This is a genomic window from Streptomyces sp. NPDC047079, assembly GCF_040643755.1.
GTDB lineage: Bacteria > Actinomycetota > Actinomycetes > Streptomycetales > Streptomycetaceae > Streptomyces.
Genome location: NZ_JBEYUZ010000022.1, coordinates 61091 through 81613 on the forward strand (window position 1 = coordinate 61091; position 20523 = coordinate 81613).

The window sequence follows — 20523 nt, forward strand, 5'->3', positions numbered from 1 at the left end:
GCACCCTCGATCCGACCTCTTAACGTGAACGCGTGAACGGAGCTGTGATGCAGGACGTCTCCTCGCTGGTGGCCCAGGCCAGGGAAGGCAGGCCGCGCGCCGTGGCCCGGCTGATCTCCCTGGTGGAGGGGGCGTCCCCGCAGCTCAGGGAGGTCATGGCAGCGCTGGCCCCGCTGACCGGCAACGCCTATGTCGTGGGCCTGACGGGCTCTCCGGGCGTCGGCAAGTCCACCTCCACGTCGGCGCTCGTGACGGCGTACCGCAAGCAGGGCAAACGGGTCGGCGTCCTGGCCGTGGACCCGTCCTCGCCCTTCTCGGGCGGTGCGCTGCTCGGCGACCGCGTCCGGATGTCGGAGCACGCGTCCGACCCCGGCGTGTACATCCGCTCGATGGCCACGCGCGGCCATCTGGGCGGCCTCGCCTGGGCGGCCCCGCAGGCGATCCGGGTGCTGGACGCGGCGGGCTGCGACGTGGTCCTGGTGGAGACGGTGGGCGTCGGCCAGTCGGAGGTGGAGATCGCCTCCCAGGCGGACACCTCGGTCGTCCTGCTGGCCCCCGGGATGGGCGACGGCATCCAGGCCGCGAAGGCGGGCATCCTGGAGATCGGCGATGTGTACGTGGTCAACAAGGCCGACCGCGACGGCGCGGACGCGACCGCGCGCGAGCTGAACCACATGCTGGGGCTCGGGGAGTCGCGGGCTCCGGGCGACTGGCGTCCGCCGATCGTGAAGACGGTCGCGGCGCGCGGTGAGGGCGTCGACGAGGTCGTGGAGGCGCTGGAGAAGCACCGGGCGTGGATGGAGGAGCGGGGGGTTCTCGCGGAGCGCCGGCTGGCCCGCGCGGCCCACGAGGTCGAGACGATCGCGGTGACGGCGCTGCGGGAGCGCATCGGCGACCTGCACGGCGACCGCCGGCTGAGCGCGCTGGCCGAGCGGATCGTGGCAGGGGAGCTGGACCCCTATCGGGCCTCGGACGAACTGGTGGCGGGGCTGACGAACGGCTGACGGGCCGCGCCCGGCGAGTGCCGGGAAAACCCGGGGCCCGTCCCGGCACTCGCCGGGCGCCGTGCCCTTCGGGCGCCGCCGGGGCGGCCGGCGGCGCCCGAAGCACGCGCCGACCGCTTCCCACGGCCCCGTGAGGCGAGGCGTTCCCGGGGCGGGCCCTACGGCTTGCCCCGCTGGCCCCTGAGGTGTTCCGCGATCGGGCGCAGGGACTTGTGCAGCTGCTCCAGGTCGTCCGGGGGGAGCAGGTCGATGAAGTGCCTTCGCACGGACGCCACGTGGTGCGGTGCGACCTTCTTCATCGTTTCCATGCCGTGGTCCGTCAGGACGGCGAACAGTCCGCGCCGGTCGGACTCGCAGTTCTCGCGGCGTACCAGATTGGCGTTCTCCATGCGGGTGATCTGGTGCGAGAGGCGGCTCTTGGACTGGAGGGTGGCGGCCGCGAGGTCGCTCATGCGCATGCGCACGCCCTCCGACTCCGAGAGGTTCACCAGGATCTCGTAATCGTTGATTGTCAGGCCGAACGGCTGCAGATCCCTCTCGAGCTGGTAGGTCAACAGCCTGTTGACCTCCAGGTGGGTGCGCCAGGCGCACTGCTCCGCATCCGTCAGCCAGCGCGTGGCCGTCTCGGTCTCCATGAATGAAGTCTACCTAAAAGGTTGAAAGGCGAACTAGTCAGGGTGGTGTGACACTGCGCACGCGTTCGACGTCACACTCCGCAGACTACCGCTCACAGCCCGAAGCGACGCTGGAGGTCCCCCAGCTGTCCGGGAAGGCGCGGTGTCCCCGGCTGTCCCTGGTGACCGGGTACCCCTCCGCCGCCGGGTACGCCGGGCTCCTGTGGAACCGCTCCCGTGGCCTGCTCCGCCATGAGTGTCTCCGAGGACTGGAGCAGGACCGTGCCCGCCCCGACGAACTCGAACTGGTGCTCCTCCCCGGAGGCTCCGCCCAGGCCTGTCAGTGCACGTAGACCGCCCCATACGCCGGTCAGATACCCATGGTCGTAGTGATGGCACGGGGACGGGCAGTCGGCCCAGCCGACCAGGGCCTGCGGGTCCACCCGGATCGGGGGTTCCATGAACACCACCGGTCCGTTGGACGCGGCCACGAACTTGCCGGTTCCGATCAGCGTCAGAAAACCCGGAATGATCGACTGCTTGAGCGAGAGACTTGGCTGAAAAGCGAGCAAGTTGCCCGAGCGAATGGTCAGATTGCCGTCGTCCAGGTCGTAGGAATTCACATCGAAGGCCCGGTCGGCGAGCAGCATCTTGCCGGAGCCGTCCGCCACCACCCAGTCGCTCGCGTGCAGGGGCGAATGGAACGAGGTACGGACCAGACGGTCGAGTCGGCCGTGCCCGATGCCGTTGAACTCGATCGCGCCGCAGTACGCGATCATCTTCCCCTTCTGAAGGAACCACTGGCTCCCCTCGAGCTCCACGCAGAAGGTGTACTTGTTCACGTTGTCGTCGGCCGGCAGGGTCATCGGGTCGTGGACGACCGGACCGGCGCCCGGGTAGGTGGTCACAGCTTCTCCTCCGACGCCTGCACGTACACCGCACCACTGCCGCTCAGCTCCAGCTGGAACGCCTCGCCGGAGCCACGGCCCACCATGTCGCGCCAGCCGAGCGCCGTGGACAGCTTGTTGCGCACGTCACCGTGGTGCGCCACGTACGCCTGGGGGTCGACGTGGACCGGGCGCTGAGGCGTGATCGGGACCTCGAAGACGCCGCCGTGCGCCATCACGGCGACCGCGCCGTGCCCCGTCAGGGTGGTCGTGAACAGGCCCTGGCCCGTGACCTGGCCGCGCACCAGGCCCATGACGCCGCCCTGCGCCCCCATGAACATCGTGCCCTGCCGGAGGCTGCCCTCGAAGGCGAGCAGCCGGTCCGCCTCCACGTAGAGCGTGTCTCCCGTGAGGGCGATCACCTGGATGTGGTGGCCGCCGTGCCCGAAGAGCACCGTGCCGCTTCCCTCGACCGTCATCAGCGGAGTCGCCTCGTTCGCGATGCGACGGCCGATCATCGACATGACCCCGCCCTGGCCGCCCTGGAGGTTCGGGGTGAAGGAGACCTCGCCCTTGTAGGCGAGCATCGCCCCCCGCTGGCTGTACACGGGCCGTCCCGGCGCGACCGTCGCCTCGATCACCTTGGAGTTCATCTCCCGGAAGCCCATGTCAGAGATCCCCCGCGATCGTGTTGCGCTCGCTGGGCTGGACGTAGACCAGCCCGTCGCCCTCGAAGCGGATCTGGAAGGCCTCGCCGCCGCCCTCGCCGAGGAACGTGCGAAAGGTCACGCCCGACTGGAACGACTGCCGCAGGTTGCCCTGGTGCGCCACATAGGCGCCCGGGTCGACGGTCAGCGGGTACTGCGCGCTCACCCGCAGCACCACCGCGGGCCCGTCCGACATGATCGCGGCCTGGCCGCGGCCCTCGACGGTCGTGGTGAACAGGCCGTTGCCCTGGGAAGCGCCGCGCAGGCCGGTGAACGACGTGCCCGTGCGCAGGCCGGCGTCCGTCGCGAGGAGATTGCTCGACTCGACGTACAGCTTGTCCCCCTGGAGATTCACGAGGTTGATCTCGGAGGCCCGGTCCGCGAACCAGCAGGTCCCGTGACCCTTCACCTCCATCACGGTCATCTGCTCGCCGGTGAGCCTGCGGGTCACCATTCCCCGGATCCCCTCGCCGCCGCCGGAGAGTTTCTTGAAGGCCATCTGTCCGTCGTACGCGACCATCGAGCCGTTCTTCGCCTTCACGGCGTCCCCGGTCATGTCGACGGCCAGCACCTTGCTGCCTTGGAGTCGGAACATCGCCACGGTGCGAAGGTAGCGGCCGGGCGGGTCGGGCGGACAGAGCCCGGAGGTGGATCGGACCCTGACCGGCCCCCTAAGGGTGACCGCCCCTGGAACCGTCGGCGCCCGGGGCGCGCGCCGCGGGGGTCCTTCGGCGGCCCTGGGGGCGCGCGTCGCGGGGGTCCGTCGCCGACACCCCGCCCCCGTCCCCGGTCCGCCGCGTCCCGGATGCCACAATGGGGGCCGCTTGTGCATGCGTTCACAAAGCGTGGACGACTCTCCCACCGAAGGTGACCTGTGGACATAAAGACCGCCACCGCCCTCCGCCGGCTCCGCCTGGTCTCGGCCCCCGAGGCCGTCTCCTTCCTGCTGCTGCTCGTCTGCTCGGTACTGAAGCGCACCACGGACTTCAACGCGGTGCCCGTCATGGGCTCGATCCACGGGGTGCTCTTCATCCTGTACGTGATCTTCTGGGCGGACGCCTGGAACCGCGCCAAGTGGTCCCTGGGGGCCGCCGCCGTCTACTTCGTCCTGTCCGTGCTGCCGACCGGCGGCTTCTTCGCCGAGCGCAAGCTGCGCCGTGAGGCCGAGGACGCCGTCATCGCCGCCCGCGCCCGCAAGGAAGGGATCGTGAACGCATGATCGTCGCCTTCTCCGTGACGCCCCTGGGCGTCGGCGAGGACGTCGGGGAGTTCGTCGCCGACGCCGTGCGGGTGGTGCGGGAGTCCGGCCTGCCGAACCGCACCGACGCGATGTTCACGTCCGTCGAGGGTGACTGGGACGAGGTGATGGACGTCGTGAAGCGCGCCGTGGCGGCGGTCGAGGAGCGCGCACCGCGCGTCTCCCTCGTGCTGAAGGCGGACATCCGCCCGGGCGTGACGGGCGGCCTCGCCTCGAAGGTGGAGACGGTGGAACGGCATCTGTCCACCGGGTGAGCCACCCCGCGGACGACGGAAAACCCCGGCTCCGGTGGCCGGGGTTTTCTCGTACCCCTTGTTTGAGCGATCGCTCAAATGGCTGTACTGTCAGCTCCGTTGACTTGAGCAGTCGCTCAAAGCGGCCGTTGACAGGGGGATCGGCATGGGGCTCTACGTGGAGGCGTTCATACGCGGCGACCTCGACGAACTGTGGGCACGCACACAGGACCCCGCGCAGCACCGGCGCTGGGACCTCCGCTTCACGGAGATCGACTATCTGCCCGGCGCGGAGGGCGCACCGCGCCGCTTCCGGTACGCCACGCGCGTCCTTCCGTTCCTGACCGTCTCCGGGACCGGGGTGTCGGCCGGGGAGAGGACGCGTCCTGACGGGACGCGCACCTCCGCGCTGCGGTTCTCCTCGCCGCACCCACTGTCACTGATCGCCGAGGGCAGCGGCTACTGGCGGTACGTGCCCGACGGCGACGGCGTCCGCTTCCTCACCGGGTACGACTACCGGCCGCGCTGGGGGACCTTCGGCGGCGTGGCCGACCGGCTGGTGTTCCGGCCCCTCATGGGCTGGGCGACGGCCTGGTCCTTCGACCGCCTCCGCCTGTGGATGGAGCGGGGGGTGGCACCGCGGCGGGCGCTGGCCAACTGGTGTGCGGAACTGGCCGTCCGCGGACTGGTCCTCACGGCCGCCTTCACGGGCCTCGGGCTGGGCTCCTTCCTGCGCCTGTTCGGCCCACTCGCGGCGACGATGGCGTACCTGTGCCCGCTGCTGCTGACCCTCACCATCTGCCTGGCCCTGTTCAAGGCACCCCTCGCCTGCACCCCGGCGGCGCGCCGCTGTCTGCGCACCCCGCCCACGCGGGTCCGCGCGCCGCGCCTCCTGGCCGCCCTGGAGGGACTGTCATGACCTCGATCTTCCGTTCCGTGATGGGCGCCGACTTCGACCGGCTGCACCCGCGGCTCCAGCGCCGCTTCTCCGTGGGGACGGCGAGCGGGGAGGCGTGCACGGGTCGCGGGGTGATGGACCGCGTCTGGCACGGCGGGAGCTTCGTGAAGCCGTTCCTCGCACTCGGCGGCACCCGCAACATCCTCGTCCCGCGCCAGGGACGCGACGTCCCCTTCATCATCGAGAACGTGCCCTACACCGACACGTTCGGCCGCGAGACGGTGTCGTTCGTACGCACCTTCCGCCTCCCCGGCCGGGCGTGTCGCTTCGACGCCCAGATGGTGCTGAGCCCGAAAGGCGACCGTGTCCTGGACTACCTCGGCACGCACCAGCACCTGGCGAGCGAACTGCGCTTCAGCGCGGAGCCGGACGGGTCGCTCCTGATCCGCTCCGGCGAACACCGATTCCGGGAGGGGCCGGTGGATGTTCGGGTGCCCGAACTGCTGGGCGCCGAGGCGGAGGTACGGGAGTCGTTCGACGAGTCGACGGGACGCTTCCGGATCCGGGTGCGCGTGGTGAACCGGTACCTCGGCCCCCTCTTCGGCTACGAGGGGCAGTTCGGCGTGACCTACGCGGACATCGGCGTGTGCGGGGTACGCCCCGGGCTGCGGCCCGTCCGGGAGGAGGCGCGGGCGTGAGCGAGGCGACGAAGGTGAAGCTGCTGGAGGGGGCGCTGCGGACGCTCACCGAGCAGGGGATCGCCAAGACCTCGGCGCGCACCATCGCGGCGACGGCGGGAGTCAACCAGGCGCTGGTCTTCTACCACTTCGGCTCGGTGGACGAGCTGCTGGCGGCCGCGTGCCGGTACGGCACGGAGCAGCGGGTGGCGCGGTACCGGGAGCGGCTCGACCGGATCGGCTCGCTCGGTGAACTCCTCGCCTTCGGGCGGGAGATGCACGAGGAGGAGAAGGCGGCCGGGCATGTGGCGGTGCTGGGCCAGCTGCTGGCCGGTGCCCAGACCCATCCCCGCCTCGCGCCGGCCACGGCGGCAGGGCTCGACCTGTGGATCAGGGAGATCGAGCGGGTGCTGGAGCGGGTGCTGGCGGCGACACCGGTCGGGGAGTTCGCGGACCCGGCCGGTCTCGCCCGCGCGGTGTCGGCGTCCTTCGTCGGCATCGAGCTGTACGAGGGTGTGGACGCGGCCGGGGCGCGCTCGGCGCTGGCCGCTCTGGACCAGCTCGCGTCCCTGGTGGCAGCACTCGACGACCTCGGCCCGGTGGCGCAGCGGGCGGTACGTCACGCGCTACGACGGGCCTCGCGCGCGTAGGAGCGCCGTTTCCCTGGGCGGGGCCGCGCCTGCCGCGCGTAGACCGCGCACGGCGCTGTCCCGCGTCGGGGCGCGTCCTACGCCCGGTGCGGGGCGCGGCGGCGCGCGTGGCTCCCTCCGGAAGCTGCCGGTCGCCGGGGCAGCCTCCCCGTGATCAGCTCCCGCGTTCCAGGTACTCCTTGAAGTGCTCCAGGTCGTTGCGGACCACACGTTCGATCGCGTTCGCCTGGGCGAACCCCTTCGGTCCGCCGAAGGTCTCCCTGACGGTGCCGGGGTCGTACTCCAGCCGTATCTGGACACGGGTGTGCTCCTGGTCGATCGGCTGCAACGAGAACGACCCCGCGAGCCGGGGATCGCCCGTGGTGCGCCACTCCATCACGCGTCGGTCGCCGTGGTCGGAGACCTCGGTCTGGAACGACCGGGACCGGCCGCCCGCCTCGACGTCCAGATGCGCCCGGCCGTCCGTCTCCGTACGGGCGTCGCGCACCCCGTCCAGGAAGCGCGGATAGTCCTCCGCGTGGTGCAGGCTGTCCCAGGCGGCGTCGATGGATACCGCGATGTCGACGTGTTCCTCGAGGGTGCTCATGGCTCACCTCCACGTTCGGCCCGTGCACGGGCCCTCTGTCTCCAGTGTGCGCCCGTGCCCCAGGCCCGACCGAAACGCGAGACGGTGCTGACCAGCATGTGACCGGCCGGTAAGGTCGATGGCGTGCCGAAGCCGCTCAGCCTGTCCTTCGATCCCATCGCCCGCGCCGACGAACACTGGAAGCAGCGTTGGGGCAACGTGCCGTCCATGGCCGCCATCACCTCGATCATGCGAGCGCAGCAGATCCTGCTCGCCGAGCTCGACGCGGTCGTGAAACCGTACGGACTGACCTTCGCGCGGTACGAGGCCCTGGTGCTGCTGACCTTCTCCAAGGCAGGCGAGCTGCCCATGTCCAAGATCGGCGAGCGGCTCATGGTGCACCCCACGTCCGTCACCAACACCGTCGACCGTCTGGTGCGGTCCGGCCTGGTCGCGAAGCGGCCCAACCCCAACGACGGCCGCGGCACCCTCGCCTCCATCACCGACAAGGGCCGTGAGGTCTGCGACGCCGCCACCCGTGACCTGATGGCGATGGACTTCGGGCTAGGCGCGTACGACGCGGAGGAGTGCGCCGAGATCTTCGCGATGCTGCGCCCGCTGCGCGTCGCCGCGGGCGACTTCAGCGTCGAGTAGCGTACGGCCCGGTGCCCCGGGGGCACCCGAAGATCGCCCCATACCTGCCGTTACGCTCGTAGCCATGAAAAAGAGCGTGCTGACCCGCTACCGCGTCATGGCCTACGTCACCGGCGTGCTGCTGGTCCTGCTGACCCTCGGCGTCATCGCCAAGTACGTGCTCGACGTCAACGGCGCCGCGGACTTCACCCGTGTCGTCGGCATCGCCCACGGCTGGCTGTACGTCGTCTACCTGGTCTTCGCCTTCGACCTGGGCTCCAAGGCCAAGTGGCCGGTCGGCAAGCAGCTGTGGGTGCTCCTGGCGGGAACCATCCCCACGGCCGCCTTCTTCGTGGAGCGCAAGGTCACGCACGAGCTCGAGGCGCGGATCGCGGAGGACGCCCCCGCGGTCGCCAAGGCGTAGCGACACCGCCGTACGGACACCGTACGGCGGTGTCCCATCGACATTTACTTGGACGTCCTAGTAAATTCGTAGGTATGGACGCTGACGCCATCGAGGAGGGCCGCCGACGCTGGCAGGCCCGCTATGACGCCTCCCGCACGCGCGAGGCCGACTTCACCACGCTCTCCGGCGACCCCGTGGAGCCGGTGTACGGGCCCCGGCCCCAGGACACGTACGAGGGCTTCGAGCGGATCGGCTGGCCCGGTGAGTACCCCTTCACCCGCGGTCTGTACGCCACCGGCTACCGAGGGCGTACCTGGACCATCCGGCAGTTCGCCGGGTTCGGCAACGCCGAGCAGACGAACGAGCGCTACAAGATGATCCTGGACGCCGGCGGCGGGGGCCTGAGCGTCGCCTTCGACATGCCCACCCTGATGGGCCGCGACTCCGACGACCCGCGTTCGGCCGGGGAGGTGGGGCACTGCGGGGTCGCGATCGACTCGGCCGCGGACATGGAGGTCCTGTTCAAGGACATCCCGCTGGGCGACGTCACGACCTCGATGACGATCAGCGGTCCGGCCGTCCCCGTCTTCTGCATGTACCTGGTGGCCGCCGAGCGACAGGGCGTCGACCCGGCCGTGCTGAACGGGACGCTCCAGACCGACATCTTCAAGGAGTACATCGCCCAGAAGGAGTGGCTCTTCCAGCCCGAGCCGCACCTGCGCCTCATCGGCGACCTGATGGAGTACTGCGCGGCCGGCATCCCCGCCTACAAGCCGCTGTCCGTCTCCGGTTACCACATCCGCGAGGCGGGCGCGACGGCCGCGCAGGAGCTGGCGTACACACTGGCCGACGGGTTCGGCTATGTGGAGCTGGGCCTCAGCCGCGGCCTCGACGTCGATGTCTTCGCCCCCGGTCTGTCCTTCTTCTTCGACGCGCACGTCGACTTCTTCGAGGAGATCGCCAAGTTCCGCGCGGCGCGCCGCATCTGGGCGCGGTGGATGCGGGACGTGTACGGGGCGAAGACCGCCAAGGCGCAGTGGCTGCGCTTCCACACCCAGACGGCCGGGGTCTCGCTGACCGCGCAGCAGCCCTACAACAACGTCGTCCGTACGGCGGTCGAGGCGCTGGCGGCGGTGCTGGGCGGGACCAACTCGCTGCACACCAACGCGCTGGACGAGACGCTGGCGCTGCCCAGCGAGCAGGCGGCGGAGATCGCGCTGCGCACCCAGCAGGTGCTCATGGAGGAGACCGGCGTCGGCAACGTCGCCGATCCGCTGGGCGGTTCCTGGTACGTCGAGCAGCTGACGGACCGGATCGAGGCGGACGCGGAGAAGATCTTCGACCAGATCAAGGAGCGGGGCCTGCGGGCGCACCCCGACGGGCAGCACCCCATCGGCCCGATGACCTCCGGCATCCTGCGGGGCATCGAGGACGGCTGGTTCACGGGCGAGATCGCCGAGTCCGCGTTCCGCTACCAGCAGGCGCTGGAGAAGGGCGACAAGAAGGTGGTGGGCGTGAACGTCCACACCGGGTCGGTCACCGGCGACCTGGAGATCCTGCGGGTCAGCCACGAGGTGGAGCGCGAACAGGTGCGGGTGCTGGGCGAGCGGAAGGCCGGACGGGACGACGCGGCCGTGCGCTCGGCGCTGGACGCGATGCTGGCCGCCGCGCGCGACGGCTCCAACATGATCGAGCCGATGCTGGACGCCGTACGCGCGGAGGCGACGCTCGGCGAGATCTGCGGGGCGCTGCGGGACGAGTGGGGGATCTATACCGAGCCCGCAGGGTTCTGACGTTTCGGGACCGGCTGTCCGTCGCGGCCCGCGGCGGACGTGGCAGACGGCGGCCGGTGCGACATGAACGGGTGCGAATAGGCCGGCGGGAGTCCGTTCCCGCCGGCCGTTCTCTCTGCTCCGATATGCCTCGGAACTCCTGGACGGAACAGGGCTCCACGGTCATCCAGCCGTCGACGGACAAGGGTCCGGCGCCGCGGGGCCCATGAGCGTCATCCGGGCATGGGCGGCGGGGTACGCGCCGTCAGGTGCCGATCGCCGAGAGGCCGCCGAACAGGATCGCGGCGAAGCGCCGGGCCCACTCCTCGTCGACGGGCTCGGCGCTGACCAGGGTGCGGTGGACCACCGCGCCCGCGACCACGTCGAAGATCAGGCCGGCCATGCGGGAGGCACTTTCGGCGTCCGTCTCGGGGGGCAGCTCACCGCGTCGCACCGCGCGCGCCCGTCCCTCGACGACCAGGCACTTCTGGCGCTCGACGATCGAGGCGCGGATGCGTTCGCGCAACGCTGCGTCCCGCGTCGACTCCGCCACCACCGCCATCAGGCCGCTCTTCGCCTCCGGGCGGTCCAGGATCGCCGCGAACTGCAACACCACTCCCTCGATGTCCGCGGCGAGGCTCCCCCGGTCGGGCAGCTCCAGCTCGTCGAACAGGGCCGCCACCGCGTCCACCACCAGCTCGTTCTTGCCCGCCCAGCGGCGGTACAGGGTCGTTTTCGCCACTCCCGCGCGCGTCGCCACGTCCCCCAGGGTGAGCTTCGACCAGCCCAGCTCGACCAGCGCCTCCCGGGTCGCCGCCAGGATCGCGGCGTCCGCGGCGGCGCTGCGGGGGCGCCCCGTACGGGCGGCGGACGTGTGGCTCTCCATGCCGGTGACCCTATCGGGCGCTGTGTCTCGGCCATATCCGCGCGTTGTGTGAAGCCGTGAGGGAGATCACCGGTGAACTGGTCACGGCGACTCCCACGGACAGTTACGCTACGACTCGTAGCGAAAGCGTGTCCGTGTGACGCGCTGACGAGCGACGACCACTGGCGCCGGGTGGGGACCCGGTGCCGAACCGCGACCGGACCGGCACGGCTTTCACGACGCTTTTCACAGCGGCGTTTCCGAGGGGGGAGGATGTACTCATGCAGCCACGGAACATGTCCATGAGCGGAGTCGTCGACCTCGCCGCGGTGAAGGCAGCCCAGGAGGCCAAGGCGAAGGCGGAGCAGGCGCGCGCCGAAGCGGCCCGGCAGGGTGGGGGAGGGGCGGTCTCCCCGGCCGACCTCGTCATCGACGTCGACGAGGCGGGGTTCGAGCGCGACGTCCTCCAGCGCTCCACCGAGGTGCCGGTCGTCATCGACTTCTGGGCCGAGTGGTGTCAGCCCTGCAAGCAGCTGAGCCCGGTCCTGGAGCGGCTGGCCCGTGAGTACAACGGCCGCTTCGTACTCGCCAAGATCGACGTCGATGCCAACCAGATGCTGATGCAGCAGTTCGGCGTCCAGGGGATTCCGGCCGTCTTCGCCGTCGTCGCCGGGCAGGCGCTCCCCCTCTTCCAGGGTGCCGCCGCCGAACAGCAGATCCGCGCGACCCTCGACCAGCTCGTCCAGGTCGCCGAGCAGCGCTTCGGTCTGACCGGTCTGGCCGTCGATCCCGACGCCGAGCCGGGCGGGGCCCCGGCGGCCGCCGAGGTGCCGGCGGGCCCCTACGACGCGCTGCTCGAAGCGGCGGTGCAGGCCCTGGACGCGGGCGACCTGGGCGGTGCCGTCCAGGCGTACAAGAACGTGCTGAGCGACGACCCGGGCAACACGGAGGCCAAAGTCGGGCTCGCTCAGGCCGAGTTGCTCCAGCGGGTGAGCGGCCTGGACCCGCAGCGGGTGCGCAAGGAGGCCGCCGAGAAGCCCGGAGACGTACGGGCGCAGATCGCCGCGGCGGACCTGGATCTGGTGGGCGGACATGTGGAGGACGCGTTCGGGCGGCTCATCGAGACCGTGCGGCGCACGGCGGGGGAGGACCGGGACGCAGCGCGGCTGCGGCTGCTGGAACTCTTCGAGGTGGTCGGTGCCGAGGACCCGCGTGTGACGGCGGCGCGGCGGGCGCTCGCGAGGGCGCTGTTCTGACCAGTCGTTAAACGTCCGGGCGTGTGGTGCCCGGGTGAAGGATTGCCGACAGAGGTGTGACGCGGCCGCGCTTTACCAAATCTTGGTAATCGCGGCCGCTGTTACTGGGAGTAAGACGGATCTCTGGTTCTGTCTGGTTCTGTCCGCACTTCAACCGTTTCATCATCTCCTTCTGTGCCACTGAGAGTTGCCGGGTGAGACCGCGAGGTCGTTGTTCGGTTATCCGGCCGTTACTAGTGAGTAACGAACCCCCTTGCGGGGGCGGCGAGAATGCACCACGATCGGCGACGCTCGGTCCATCGCCGTACCCGACAGCCAGCCGGGGCAACGGGTTTCACGTGGGTCCCCACCGAGCAGGAGCCGGCGGCAGTGGCGTCGGCTCCTGGACAGGGGGGTCTCCGCCCAGGCGGAGCCTGTCCGGCAGGTTGTGCGTGATGCGTGTCAGGCGCGACCAGTGGTTGTCGCTCGGGGGTGATCGCCGGTGATTCGGGCGCGGTTCGCGCCACCGAGCGCAGGCGCTCTCCTTCCCGAGGACGTAGCACTTCTCCCATCCCTGCCCGGCTGAGCCGCCGACCGGTGGCGAGCTCGGGCCAGGAGATGTACGTCCGAGAAGGAGGAAATATGGAGTCCCAGGTGCGTGGCGGGACCAGATGGAAGCGGTTCGCTGTGGTCATGGTGCCCAGCGTCGCCGCGACGGCAGCGATAGGTGTGGCCCTGGCGCAGGGCGCTCTGGCCGCTTCGTTCAGCGTGTCGGGCCAGCAGTTCAAGGTGACCGCCGACCAGCTGGAGGGCTGGGGCTTCGAGCAGTACGGGGCGGTCGACAGCGGCTACACGCTCGACGGCAAGAAGACGGCTCACCCCGTCGCCGTCTCGGCGTTCAAGGACGCCGAGATCACGAACCTGTGCCAGTCCGTGGTCACCCCGATCCCGGTGCTCGGTGATTGGACGCTGACGCTGAGGGCCGGCGGGGCGGGCCAGCCCAAGGTCAAGGCCCACAACATCTACATCGATGTCAACGACCTCCAGGCCAACGCCAGGTTCGACGAGATCGACATCGGTGTTGCCGCCGGCGAGACGGGCCCCGACAAGGGTGGCAAGGGCCCGGGCATGAAGGGTGGCGGCGAGCAGTCCAACCCGGCCGGCTTCGCCCAGCAGGCGAAGCACGCGGTGCTGGACGATGTGGAACAGCACGCCTGGGCGACCACCGCCGGCACCTTCACGCTGAGCGGGCTCAACATGAGCCTGTCGAAGGGCGCCAACGAGTGCCAGCTCAAGCACTGAGCACTCGGTGACGGGCGGGGGAGCCGAAGGCGCCCCCGCCCGTTCCACCTTCACCCGCTCCTTCACACACCCCCCACACCCCTCGCACCACCACCTAGAGCAACGCAGCACCAGGGAGCTGTTTTCCATGAGCGCCGAGTCTCCTGCCGTACCTGGCCAGTTCACCCGCCGGAGGCTGCAGTTCCGCGCCTGGCGGGGCACGAGGCCGTTCTGGGCGGGACTGTTCGTCCTGCTCAGTGGCTTCCCGATCATCTACTTCCCGTACGCGCACCTGCAGCTCGGTCACCTGACGCTGGCCATGGCCACCACCGCGGGCGCTGGCTCCCTCATCATCGGCGTGCTGCTCATAGTCCTCGGCATCAGCCTGTGGTTTCAGAAGCACATCCGCACCTTCGCGGGCGTAGCGGCGATCCTGCTGGGCCTGGTGTCCCTCCCGGTGTCCAACTTCGGCGGTTTCGTCGTGGGCTTCCTGCTCGCCCTGGTCGGTGGAGCCATGGCCGTGTCCTGGGCGCCGGGTGTGCCGCCCCAGCCGCAGCCGGCCGGGGAGGGCGCCGCGGGGCAGGACGGGACTCCTGGGATCGCGGCCGCCGAGGTGGGCACGGGCGGGGTGAGCGAGCCGCAGGACCTGACCAAGACGACCCCGGTCAACGGGACGAACGGGAGGCACAGTGCCGGCTGACGAGGTGACCCGCGGGACGGACGTGGACGCGTCCCGCGCGAGAACCGGGCCGCGCCACGCGGCCCCCAAAAAGCCGCTGTTCACCAGGTTCCACGTGCCGGCGGGCAAGGCGATAGCCCTGGCGGCGATGCCGACGGCGGTCCTCATGGGGATGGGGCTGACGCCGACGCTCGCGCGCGCCGACGACCATGCGTCGTCGAAGACCATGACGGCAGACGAGTACCAGAAGTGTGTCGAGGTCCTGGACAAGTCCAAGGACACTAAGGACTCCAAGGACGCGTCGGCGACGCCGTCGCCGTCCGCCTCGGCGAGCGCGTCGAAGTCCGCCGACACGTCGGAGCCGGCGCCCTCGGCCTCCTCGGGCACGACGCCGGACACGACGTCGGACACGACGCCGGGCAAGTCCTCTTCGTCGGATTCAGGTTCCGACGACAAGGCCACGCCCGCGCCGTCCGCGTCCTCCGCGGGCTCGTCGGGCGGCGGCTCCGCGCCCGGCCCGTCGGCCTCCGCGAGCCAGGGCAACCTGCTGGACGACATCGGCGGCACGCTCAAGGACATCCTCACGCCCGGCGGCACCTCGTCGGGGAGCGGTGGCGCGAGCTCCACGCCCTCGCCGTCCCCCTCGGCGTCCGCGAACCAGGACGCCAAGGGCACCAAGGACAGCAGCGGTACGTCCTCGTCGTCCTCGTCGTCCTCCGTCACCAAGACGACCAAGAAGGTCACCGACACGGTCAAGGACACCGTGAAGGACACGACGGACACGGCGACGAAGGCGGCGTCCGAGGCCACCAAGGCGGCCGACGACGCCGTGAAGGCGGCGGAGTCCGCGACCCCGAGCCCGTCCGCGAGCTCCAGTCCCCCCGCGGACTGCGTCGCGGCCACCGGCGACGAGGGCGGCGTAGAGAAGATCGTGGCGCTGCCCGACAAACCCTGGCACCTCGAGGCCAGCTCGCTGACGCTCAACGGCGCCGACTACCAGGGCGTCGTCAAGGTGCGCACCGCCAACGGCACCGTCAAGAAGGTCCTGAAGTACGTCATCTCCAACGGCACCGACATCGGCGATCTGCACCAGCTCGTCGACGGCCAGAACGGCGAGACGTACCACGTCCAGGCCGCCAAGGGCTCCAAGTCGACCATCCGGAACGGCAAGACGGTGATGTACACCGAGAGCATCTCCGGCAATCTGCTGGGCCTGATCCCGGTCACGTTCAGCCCGGACAATCCGCCGCCGCTGAACATCCCGTACATCCTCTTCACCCATGTGAAGGTCACCCAGGCCGGGCAGTTCGGCGGGACGCTGACGATTCCCGGCATGCACCAGTACATCACCGGCGCGAGCTGAGCACCTCTCAAGACCTTTCCGGGAGCCGCACAGGCTGAGGGCGCCCCCTGCCACAGGGGGCGCCCTCAGCGTCGTAGAGCCGTCGCCGCGGCGTCAGCGGTGGGCGTGCTCGCCGAGGTGGTGGACGCGGACCATGTTCGTGGTGCCGGGGACACCGGGCGGGGAGCCGGCGGTGATGACCACGATGTCGCCGTCGTTGAACCGCTGGAGCCTCACCATGTGCCGGTCGACGAGGTCGACCATCTCGTCGGTGCTGTTCACGAACGGCACGACGTGCGACTCCACGCCCCAGCTCAGCGTCAGCTGGTTGCGGGTGGACTCGTCCGTGGTGAACGCCAGGATCGGCTGGCAGGCCCGGTAGCGGGACAGCCGGCGGGCGGTGTCACCGGACTTGGTGAAGGCGACCAGGGCCTTGCCGCCCAGGAAGTCCGCGATCTCGGCGGCCGCACGCGCCACCGAACCGCCCTGCGTCCGCGGCTTCTTGCCCGGGACCAGCGGCTGAAGGCCCTTGGAGAGCAGCTCCTCCTCGGCCGCGGTGACGATCTTCGACATCGTCTTGACCGTCTCGATCGGGTACGCGCCGACGCTCGACTCGGCCGACAGCATGACCGCGTCGGTGCCGTCCAGAATGGCGTTGGCCACGTCGGAGGCCTCGGCGCGGGTCGGACGGGAGTTGGTGATCATCGACTCCATCATCTGGGTGGCCACGATCACCGGCTTGGCGTTGCGGCGGCACAGCTCGATGAGCCGCTTCTGCACCATCGGGACCCGCTCGAGCGGGTACTCGACGGCCAGGTCGCCGCGGGCGACCATCACGCCGTCGAACGCCATCACGACGTCCTCCATGTTCGCCACCGCCTGCGGCTTCTCCACCTTGGCGATGACCGGAACGCGGCGCCCCTCCTCGTCCATGACGCGGTGGACGTCCTTGACGTCGTTGGCGTCCCGCACGAAGGACAGCGCGACCATGTCGCAGCCCATCCGCAGGGCGAACCGCAGGTCCTCGATGTCCTTCTCGGACAGCGCCGGGACGTTCACCGCCGCGCCGGGCAGGTTGATGCCCTTGTGGTCGGAGATGACGCCGCCCTCGATGACGATCGTCTTGACCCGGGCGCCCTCCACGTCCACGACCCTCAGCTCGACGTTGCCGTCGTTGATCAGGATCTGGTCGCCCTTGGAGACGTCGCCCGGCAGGCCCTTGTAGGTGGTGCCGCAGATCGACTTGTCACCCGGCACGTCCTCCGTGGTGATGATGAACTCGTCACCGCGCACCAGCTCGACAGGACCCTCCGCGAAGGTCCCCAGGCGGATCTTCGGACCCTGAAGGTCGGCGAGGACGCCGATGGCCTTGCCGGTCTCGGCGGACGCGGCACGGACGCGGTCGTACCGCCCCTGGTGCTCTGCGTGGGTGCCGTGGCTGAAGTTGAAGCGGGCGACATTCATGCCGGCTTCGATCAGCGCGACGAGCATTTCGTGGGAGTCGACCGCGGGGCCGAGAGTACAGACGATTTTCGAACGGCGCATGGGGCGATCCTATCGGTTTGTTTCGGCGCGGAATATTCCGTCTGGCGGAAAATACAAATGGGCGGGTCGGCGCTCAGGCGAGACCGGTCGAATTGCTACTTGTGCTTTCCGACCAGTGCGTAGGTCTGCGTGGCGATCTCCAGTTCCTCCTCGGTCGGCACCACCGCGACGCCCACCCGCGCGGACACGGGCGAGATCAGCCGCGGCGCGTCGCCGCGTACGGCGTTCAGGTCGCCGTCCACCGCCAGGCCCGGCTCCTCCAGGCCCGCCACGGCCGCCGTCCGCACCGCGGCCGCGTCCTCGCCCACGCCCGCCGTGAAGGCGACCGCGTCCACCCGGCCGAGTACCGCGTAGTACGCGCCGATGTACCTCTTCAGCCGATGGATGTAGATGTCGAAGGCGAGCTGTGCCTCCTGGTCGCCCTCCTCGATCCGGCGCTGCATCTCCCGCATGTCGTTGTCGCCGCACAGGCCGAACGGACCACTCCTTTTGTTGAGAAGAGTGTCGATCTCATCCATGGACATTCCGCCAACACGCTCCGAATGGAGGATGACGGCGGGGTCCAGGTCCCCCGAGCGCGTCCCCGTCACAAGCCCCTCCGGCGGGGTGGGCCCCATGGAGGTGTCCACGCACCGTCCGCCCCGGACCGCCGAGGCGGACGCCCCGTTGCCCAGGTGCAGCACGATGACGTTGACGTCCCCGGGCGCCTTGCCCGGCAGCTTCGCGGTCGCCCGGGACACATGCGTGTGCGAGGTCCCGTGGAAGCCGTGGCGCCGCACCCGGTGCCGGTCGGCGATCCTCGTGTCGATCGCGTAGCGCGCCGTCGCGGACGAGCGGGCGGAACACGCCCACCCGGTCGACCTGCCGGGTCAGGAACTCCATCATCCCCAGCTCCACGACCTGGCGGCCGTCGCCGCGGTCGATCCCGGTCACGTACACGCTGGGCGTCACGTGGGCTCTCCGTTTCGTCTCTCGGGGCGGGGTCGTTGACCGTTCCTGGGCGTATATGTGGGGTTCCGGTACCCGGGAAAACCCTCCGCGAGGGTGAGCAGAATCCCCTTGACAATACCTCCGGGTCTGGATAAGGCGCCCGTCAGTACGGGGGGATCGCCGGACGGATCGGAGCGGGCGGGGCGGGCGCGGCACCGGCCTGTGAGGCGTGAAACAATCGGATTGGCTCACCGGTATCGACAGCGAGCAGGAGATACAGCACGATGCGCATCGGAGTCCTCACCGCGGGCGGCGACTGTCCAGGCCTGAACGCAGTGATCCGGTCGGTCGTCCATCGAGCGGTGGCCCAGTACGACGACGAGGTCATCGGCTTCGAGGACGGCTACCGGGGCCTGCTCGAAGGCCACTACCGCGCCCTCGACCTCGACGCCGTCAGCGGCATCCTGGCGCGCGGCGGCACCATTCTCGGCTCTTCCCGCCTGGAGCGCGACCGTCTTCGCGAGGCGTGCGAGAACGCCTCCGACATGATCCGCGACTTCGGTATCGACGCCCTCATCCCGATCGGCGGCGAGGGCACGCTCACCGCGGCGCGGATGCTCTCGGACGCGGGTCTGCCGGTGGTCGGCGTGCCCAAGACGATCGACAACGACATCTCGTCCACGGACCGCACCTTCGGCTTCGACACCGCCGTGACCGTGGCGACCGAGGCCATGGACCGTCTGAAGACGACGGCCGAGTCCCACCAGCGGGTCATGGTCGTGGAGGTCATGGGCCGCCACGCCGGGTGGATCGCGCTGGAGTCGGGCATGGCGGCCGGCGCCCACGGCATCTGTCTGCCCGAGCGTCCCTTCGACCCCGCCGACCTGGTCAAGATGGTCGAGGAGCGCTTCGCCCGCGGCAAGAAGTTCGCGGTGATCTGCGTCGCCGAGGGCGCGCACCCCGCCGAGGGAACCATGGACTACGGCAAGGGCGAGATCGACCAGTACGGCCACGAGCGCTTCCTGGGCATCGGTACGGCACTGGCGTACGAGCTCGAGAGGCGGCTCGGCAAGGAGTCCAAGCCGGTCATCCTCGGCCATGTCCAGCGCGGCGGCACGCCGACCGCCTACGACCGGGTACTCGCGACCCGCTTCGGCTGGCACGCCGTGGAGGCCGCACACCGGGGCGAGTTCGGCAGGATGACGGCGCTGCGCGGCACGGAAGTGGTGATGGTGCCGCTGGCGGAGGCGGTGACCGAGCTGAAGACGGTGCCCAAGGACCGGATGGACGAGGCGGAGTCGGTGTTCTAGCCGCTCGGCGGCGCTACGAGGTGTTCCTCTCGACCGTGGACCAGAAGTTCCCGACGATGTGGTCGAGGTAGTCCCGGCCTGCCTCGCCGGAGTCGGCCGCGGCCGCCGTGGCGCCCCAGCTGAGGGTGGCGACCATCTGTCCCTGGTAGTCGGCGTGCATCTCCTCGAGGACGTCCTCCAGGAGGTGCCGTTCCAGCGGCAGCAGCTTGCCGAGCGGGCGGACGTACGCCTGCCAGCGGGTGGTGACCGCGCTGCGCAGCAGTTCGGCGAGCCTGCCGTCGCGCCCGGTCACGGTGATGAAGTCGGGCAGGGTCAGGTCCAGCACGTCGGCGAGGGCGGCGGACTGCCGGTCGTTTCCGCGCCACTCGCCCGCCTCCTCCATCCGTACGTAGGCCAGGAGTTCGAGCCCGACGGCGCGCGCGACATCCTCCAGCGCGAGTCCGCGCGCGACGCGGTGCTCGCGCAGTGTGCGCGGCGCGCCGATGAGTTCACCGGGGGAGCACCACAGCACGCCCGCCAGCGCGGTGAGTTCGGGGACGCTCGGGGCGGTGATCCCACGCTCCCAGGCGATCACGAGGTCGACGGTCACATAGGGGAGCCCGTACGAGGAGCGCATGCCGTAGGCGACGTGCTCGGGTCTCATTCCGAGCGCCGCCCGCAGTCTCCGGGCGGCCAGGGCGTTGAACGGAGGAGTGGGCGGAGTGGGCTGCTGAGCCTGCGGTCGCTGCACGCGCACAACGTAGGGGCGCGGGGCTGCGATGACTACGGTCTGTTCGGCCACACTCACTGATTGTAGGAACATACGGTTTCGGCCGCCGGGGGTTTGACGGCCGGTGCTCGTCGCCGGCGCAACCAAGGGGGCGGGGAGGCCGCACGGCCCGGGCCGGGTGGTGGGCCCGCGGACGGTGAGGAGCGCATCGAGCGAGGTGGCGGGGCATATGCGTGCCAGGCGCGGCGGCGCCCGGCGGCCCGCGGTGCCCCCGCCGGGTGGCGACGGGGGAGGCGGGACGGCCCGGGCAGCCGCCGGGGCGG

At 70.2% G+C, this 20523-nt stretch carries 22 protein-coding genes and 1 pseudogene; 14 read left to right on the forward strand and 9 right to left on the reverse strand.

The features are described 5' to 3' along the window. Nucleotides 1-47 precede the first annotated feature (47 nt). A complete protein-coding gene (meaB, locus tag ABZ823_RS24590) occupies nt 48-1004 on the forward strand; it encodes a methylmalonyl Co-A mutase-associated GTPase MeaB (RefSeq protein ID WP_361664342.1) in 957 nt (318 codons plus the stop codon). Nucleotides 1005-1162: 158 nt separating this feature from the next. Here meaB and ABZ823_RS24595 read toward each other — a convergent pair whose 3' ends face one another. From ABZ823_RS24595 to ABZ823_RS24610, 4 genes are all read right to left on the reverse strand, one after another. Next, nucleotides 1163-1639, reverse strand: coding sequence for a MarR family transcriptional regulator (locus tag ABZ823_RS24595; RefSeq protein ID WP_361664254.1), 477 nt, complete (start codon nt 1637-1639; stop codon nt 1163-1165). Between the two features lie 92 nt (nt 1640-1731). Further along, the gene (locus tag ABZ823_RS24600; RefSeq protein WP_361664257.1) at nt 1732-2526 is read right to left on the reverse strand and encodes an AIM24 family protein; all 795 of its coding nucleotides are present in this window, start codon (nt 2524-2526) and stop codon (nt 1732-1734) included. Continuing rightward, nucleotides 2523-3173, reverse strand: coding sequence for an AIM24 family protein (locus tag ABZ823_RS24605; RefSeq protein WP_361664260.1), 651 nt, complete (start codon nt 3171-3173; stop codon nt 2523-2525). Before ABZ823_RS24605 ends, ABZ823_RS24600 begins: the two co-directional genes overlap by 4 nt. 1 nt (nt 3174) lies before the next feature. After that, on the reverse strand, nt 3175-3807 hold the full coding sequence (locus tag ABZ823_RS24610) for an AIM24 family protein (protein ID WP_361664345.1): 633 nt from the start codon (nt 3805-3807) through the stop codon (nt 3175-3177). Between the two features lie 279 nt (nt 3808-4086). Between ABZ823_RS24610 and ABZ823_RS24615 the strand changes: the two genes are divergently transcribed. The 5 genes from ABZ823_RS24615 to ABZ823_RS24635 all read left to right on the forward strand — a co-directional run bounded on the left by ABZ823_RS24615 (nt 4087) and on the right by ABZ823_RS24635 (nt 6928). Continuing rightward, entirely contained in the window at nt 4087-4431 is a 345-nt protein-coding gene (locus tag ABZ823_RS24615; protein ID WP_361664263.1) for a DUF3817 domain-containing protein, read from the forward strand. Then, complete coding sequence (locus ABZ823_RS24620; protein WP_361664266.1) at nt 4428-4724, forward strand: MTH1187 family thiamine-binding protein; 297 nt, start codon at nt 4428-4430, stop codon at nt 4722-4724. The genes ABZ823_RS24615 and ABZ823_RS24620 overlap by 4 nt, the downstream gene beginning before the upstream one ends. Nucleotides 4725-4869: 145 nt before the next feature. Then, a complete protein-coding gene (locus tag ABZ823_RS24625; protein WP_361664269.1) occupies nt 4870-5622 on the forward strand; it encodes a hypothetical protein in 753 nt (250 codons plus the stop codon). Then, the gene (locus ABZ823_RS24630) at nt 5619-6299 is read left to right on the forward strand and encodes a DUF4166 domain-containing protein (protein ID WP_361664271.1); all 681 of its coding nucleotides are present in this window, start codon (nt 5619-5621) and stop codon (nt 6297-6299) included. The genes ABZ823_RS24625 and ABZ823_RS24630 overlap by 4 nt, the downstream gene beginning before the upstream one ends. Beyond that, complete coding sequence (locus tag ABZ823_RS24635) at nt 6296-6928, forward strand: helix-turn-helix domain-containing protein (RefSeq protein ID WP_361664274.1); 633 nt, start codon at nt 6296-6298, stop codon at nt 6926-6928. The genes ABZ823_RS24630 and ABZ823_RS24635 overlap by 4 nt, the downstream gene beginning before the upstream one ends. 154 nt (nt 6929-7082) lie before the next feature. Here ABZ823_RS24635 and ABZ823_RS24640 read toward each other — a convergent pair whose 3' ends face one another. Then, complete coding sequence (locus ABZ823_RS24640) at nt 7083-7514, reverse strand: SRPBCC family protein (protein ID WP_361664277.1); 432 nt, start codon at nt 7512-7514, stop codon at nt 7083-7085. A 123-nt stretch (nt 7515-7637) separates the two neighbouring features. Between ABZ823_RS24640 and ABZ823_RS24645 the strand changes: the two genes are divergently transcribed. From ABZ823_RS24645 to ABZ823_RS24655, 3 genes are all read left to right on the forward strand, one after another. Then, nucleotides 7638-8147 (forward strand): MarR family transcriptional regulator, encoded by a 510-nt coding sequence (locus tag ABZ823_RS24645; protein ID WP_361664280.1) that lies wholly within the window; start codon nt 7638-7640, stop codon nt 8145-8147. A gap of 64 nt (nt 8148-8211) precedes the next feature. Continuing rightward, the gene (locus ABZ823_RS24650) at nt 8212-8550 is read left to right on the forward strand and encodes a DUF3817 domain-containing protein (RefSeq protein ID WP_361664283.1); all 339 of its coding nucleotides are present in this window, start codon (nt 8212-8214) and stop codon (nt 8548-8550) included. A 74-nt stretch (nt 8551-8624) separates the two neighbouring features. Then, on the forward strand, nt 8625-10325 hold the full coding sequence (locus ABZ823_RS24655) for a methylmalonyl-CoA mutase family protein (RefSeq protein ID WP_361664285.1): 1701 nt from the start codon (nt 8625-8627) through the stop codon (nt 10323-10325). Nucleotides 10326-10569: 244 nt separating this feature from the next. Here ABZ823_RS24655 and ABZ823_RS24660 read toward each other — a convergent pair whose 3' ends face one another. Next, on the reverse strand, nt 10570-11190 hold the full coding sequence (locus ABZ823_RS24660) for a TetR/AcrR family transcriptional regulator (protein ID WP_361664288.1): 621 nt from the start codon (nt 11188-11190) through the stop codon (nt 10570-10572). A 260-nt stretch (nt 11191-11450) separates the two neighbouring features. On the opposite strand from ABZ823_RS24660, the gene ABZ823_RS24665 reads away from it, so the two are divergent. The 4 genes from ABZ823_RS24665 (at nt 11451) to ABZ823_RS24680 (ending at nt 15727) form a co-directional block, all read left to right on the forward strand. Beyond that, nucleotides 11451-12425 (forward strand): tetratricopeptide repeat protein, encoded by a 975-nt coding sequence (locus ABZ823_RS24665; RefSeq protein ID WP_361664291.1) that lies wholly within the window; start codon nt 11451-11453, stop codon nt 12423-12425. Between the two features lie 621 nt (nt 12426-13046). After that, nucleotides 13047-13706, forward strand: coding sequence for a DUF6230 family protein (locus ABZ823_RS24670; RefSeq protein ID WP_361664294.1), 660 nt, complete (start codon nt 13047-13049; stop codon nt 13704-13706). Nucleotides 13707-13833: 127 nt separating this feature from the next. Next, on the forward strand, nt 13834-14385 hold the full coding sequence (locus ABZ823_RS24675; protein WP_361664297.1) for a DUF6114 domain-containing protein: 552 nt from the start codon (nt 13834-13836) through the stop codon (nt 14383-14385). Then, nucleotides 14375-15727, forward strand: a complete 1353-nt coding sequence (locus tag ABZ823_RS24680; protein ID WP_361664300.1) for a hypothetical protein — start codon at nt 14375-14377, stop codon at nt 15725-15727. Before ABZ823_RS24675 ends, ABZ823_RS24680 begins: the two co-directional genes overlap by 11 nt. A 93-nt stretch (nt 15728-15820) precedes the next feature. Here ABZ823_RS24680 and pyk read toward each other — a convergent pair whose 3' ends face one another. Further along, a complete protein-coding gene (pyk, locus tag ABZ823_RS24685) occupies nt 15821-17251 on the reverse strand; it encodes a pyruvate kinase (protein ID WP_361664303.1) in 1431 nt (476 codons plus the stop codon). Between the two features lie 95 nt (nt 17252-17346). Further along, nucleotides 17347-18081: pseudogene (locus ABZ823_RS24690) on the reverse strand (acetate kinase); the annotation flags it as partial. A 384-nt stretch (nt 18082-18465) separates the two neighbouring features. On the opposite strand from ABZ823_RS24690, the gene ABZ823_RS24695 reads away from it, so the two are divergent. Continuing rightward, on the forward strand, nt 18466-19491 hold the full coding sequence (locus tag ABZ823_RS24695) for an ATP-dependent 6-phosphofructokinase (protein WP_361664305.1): 1026 nt from the start codon (nt 18466-18468) through the stop codon (nt 19489-19491). Nucleotides 19492-19504: 13 nt separating this feature from the next. Here the strand turns inward: ABZ823_RS24695 and ABZ823_RS24700 are convergent, their stop codons facing one another. Next, complete coding sequence (locus tag ABZ823_RS24700) at nt 19505-20227, reverse strand: helix-turn-helix transcriptional regulator (protein ID WP_361664348.1); 723 nt, start codon at nt 20225-20227, stop codon at nt 19505-19507. Nucleotides 20228-20523: the final 296 nt, after the last annotated feature.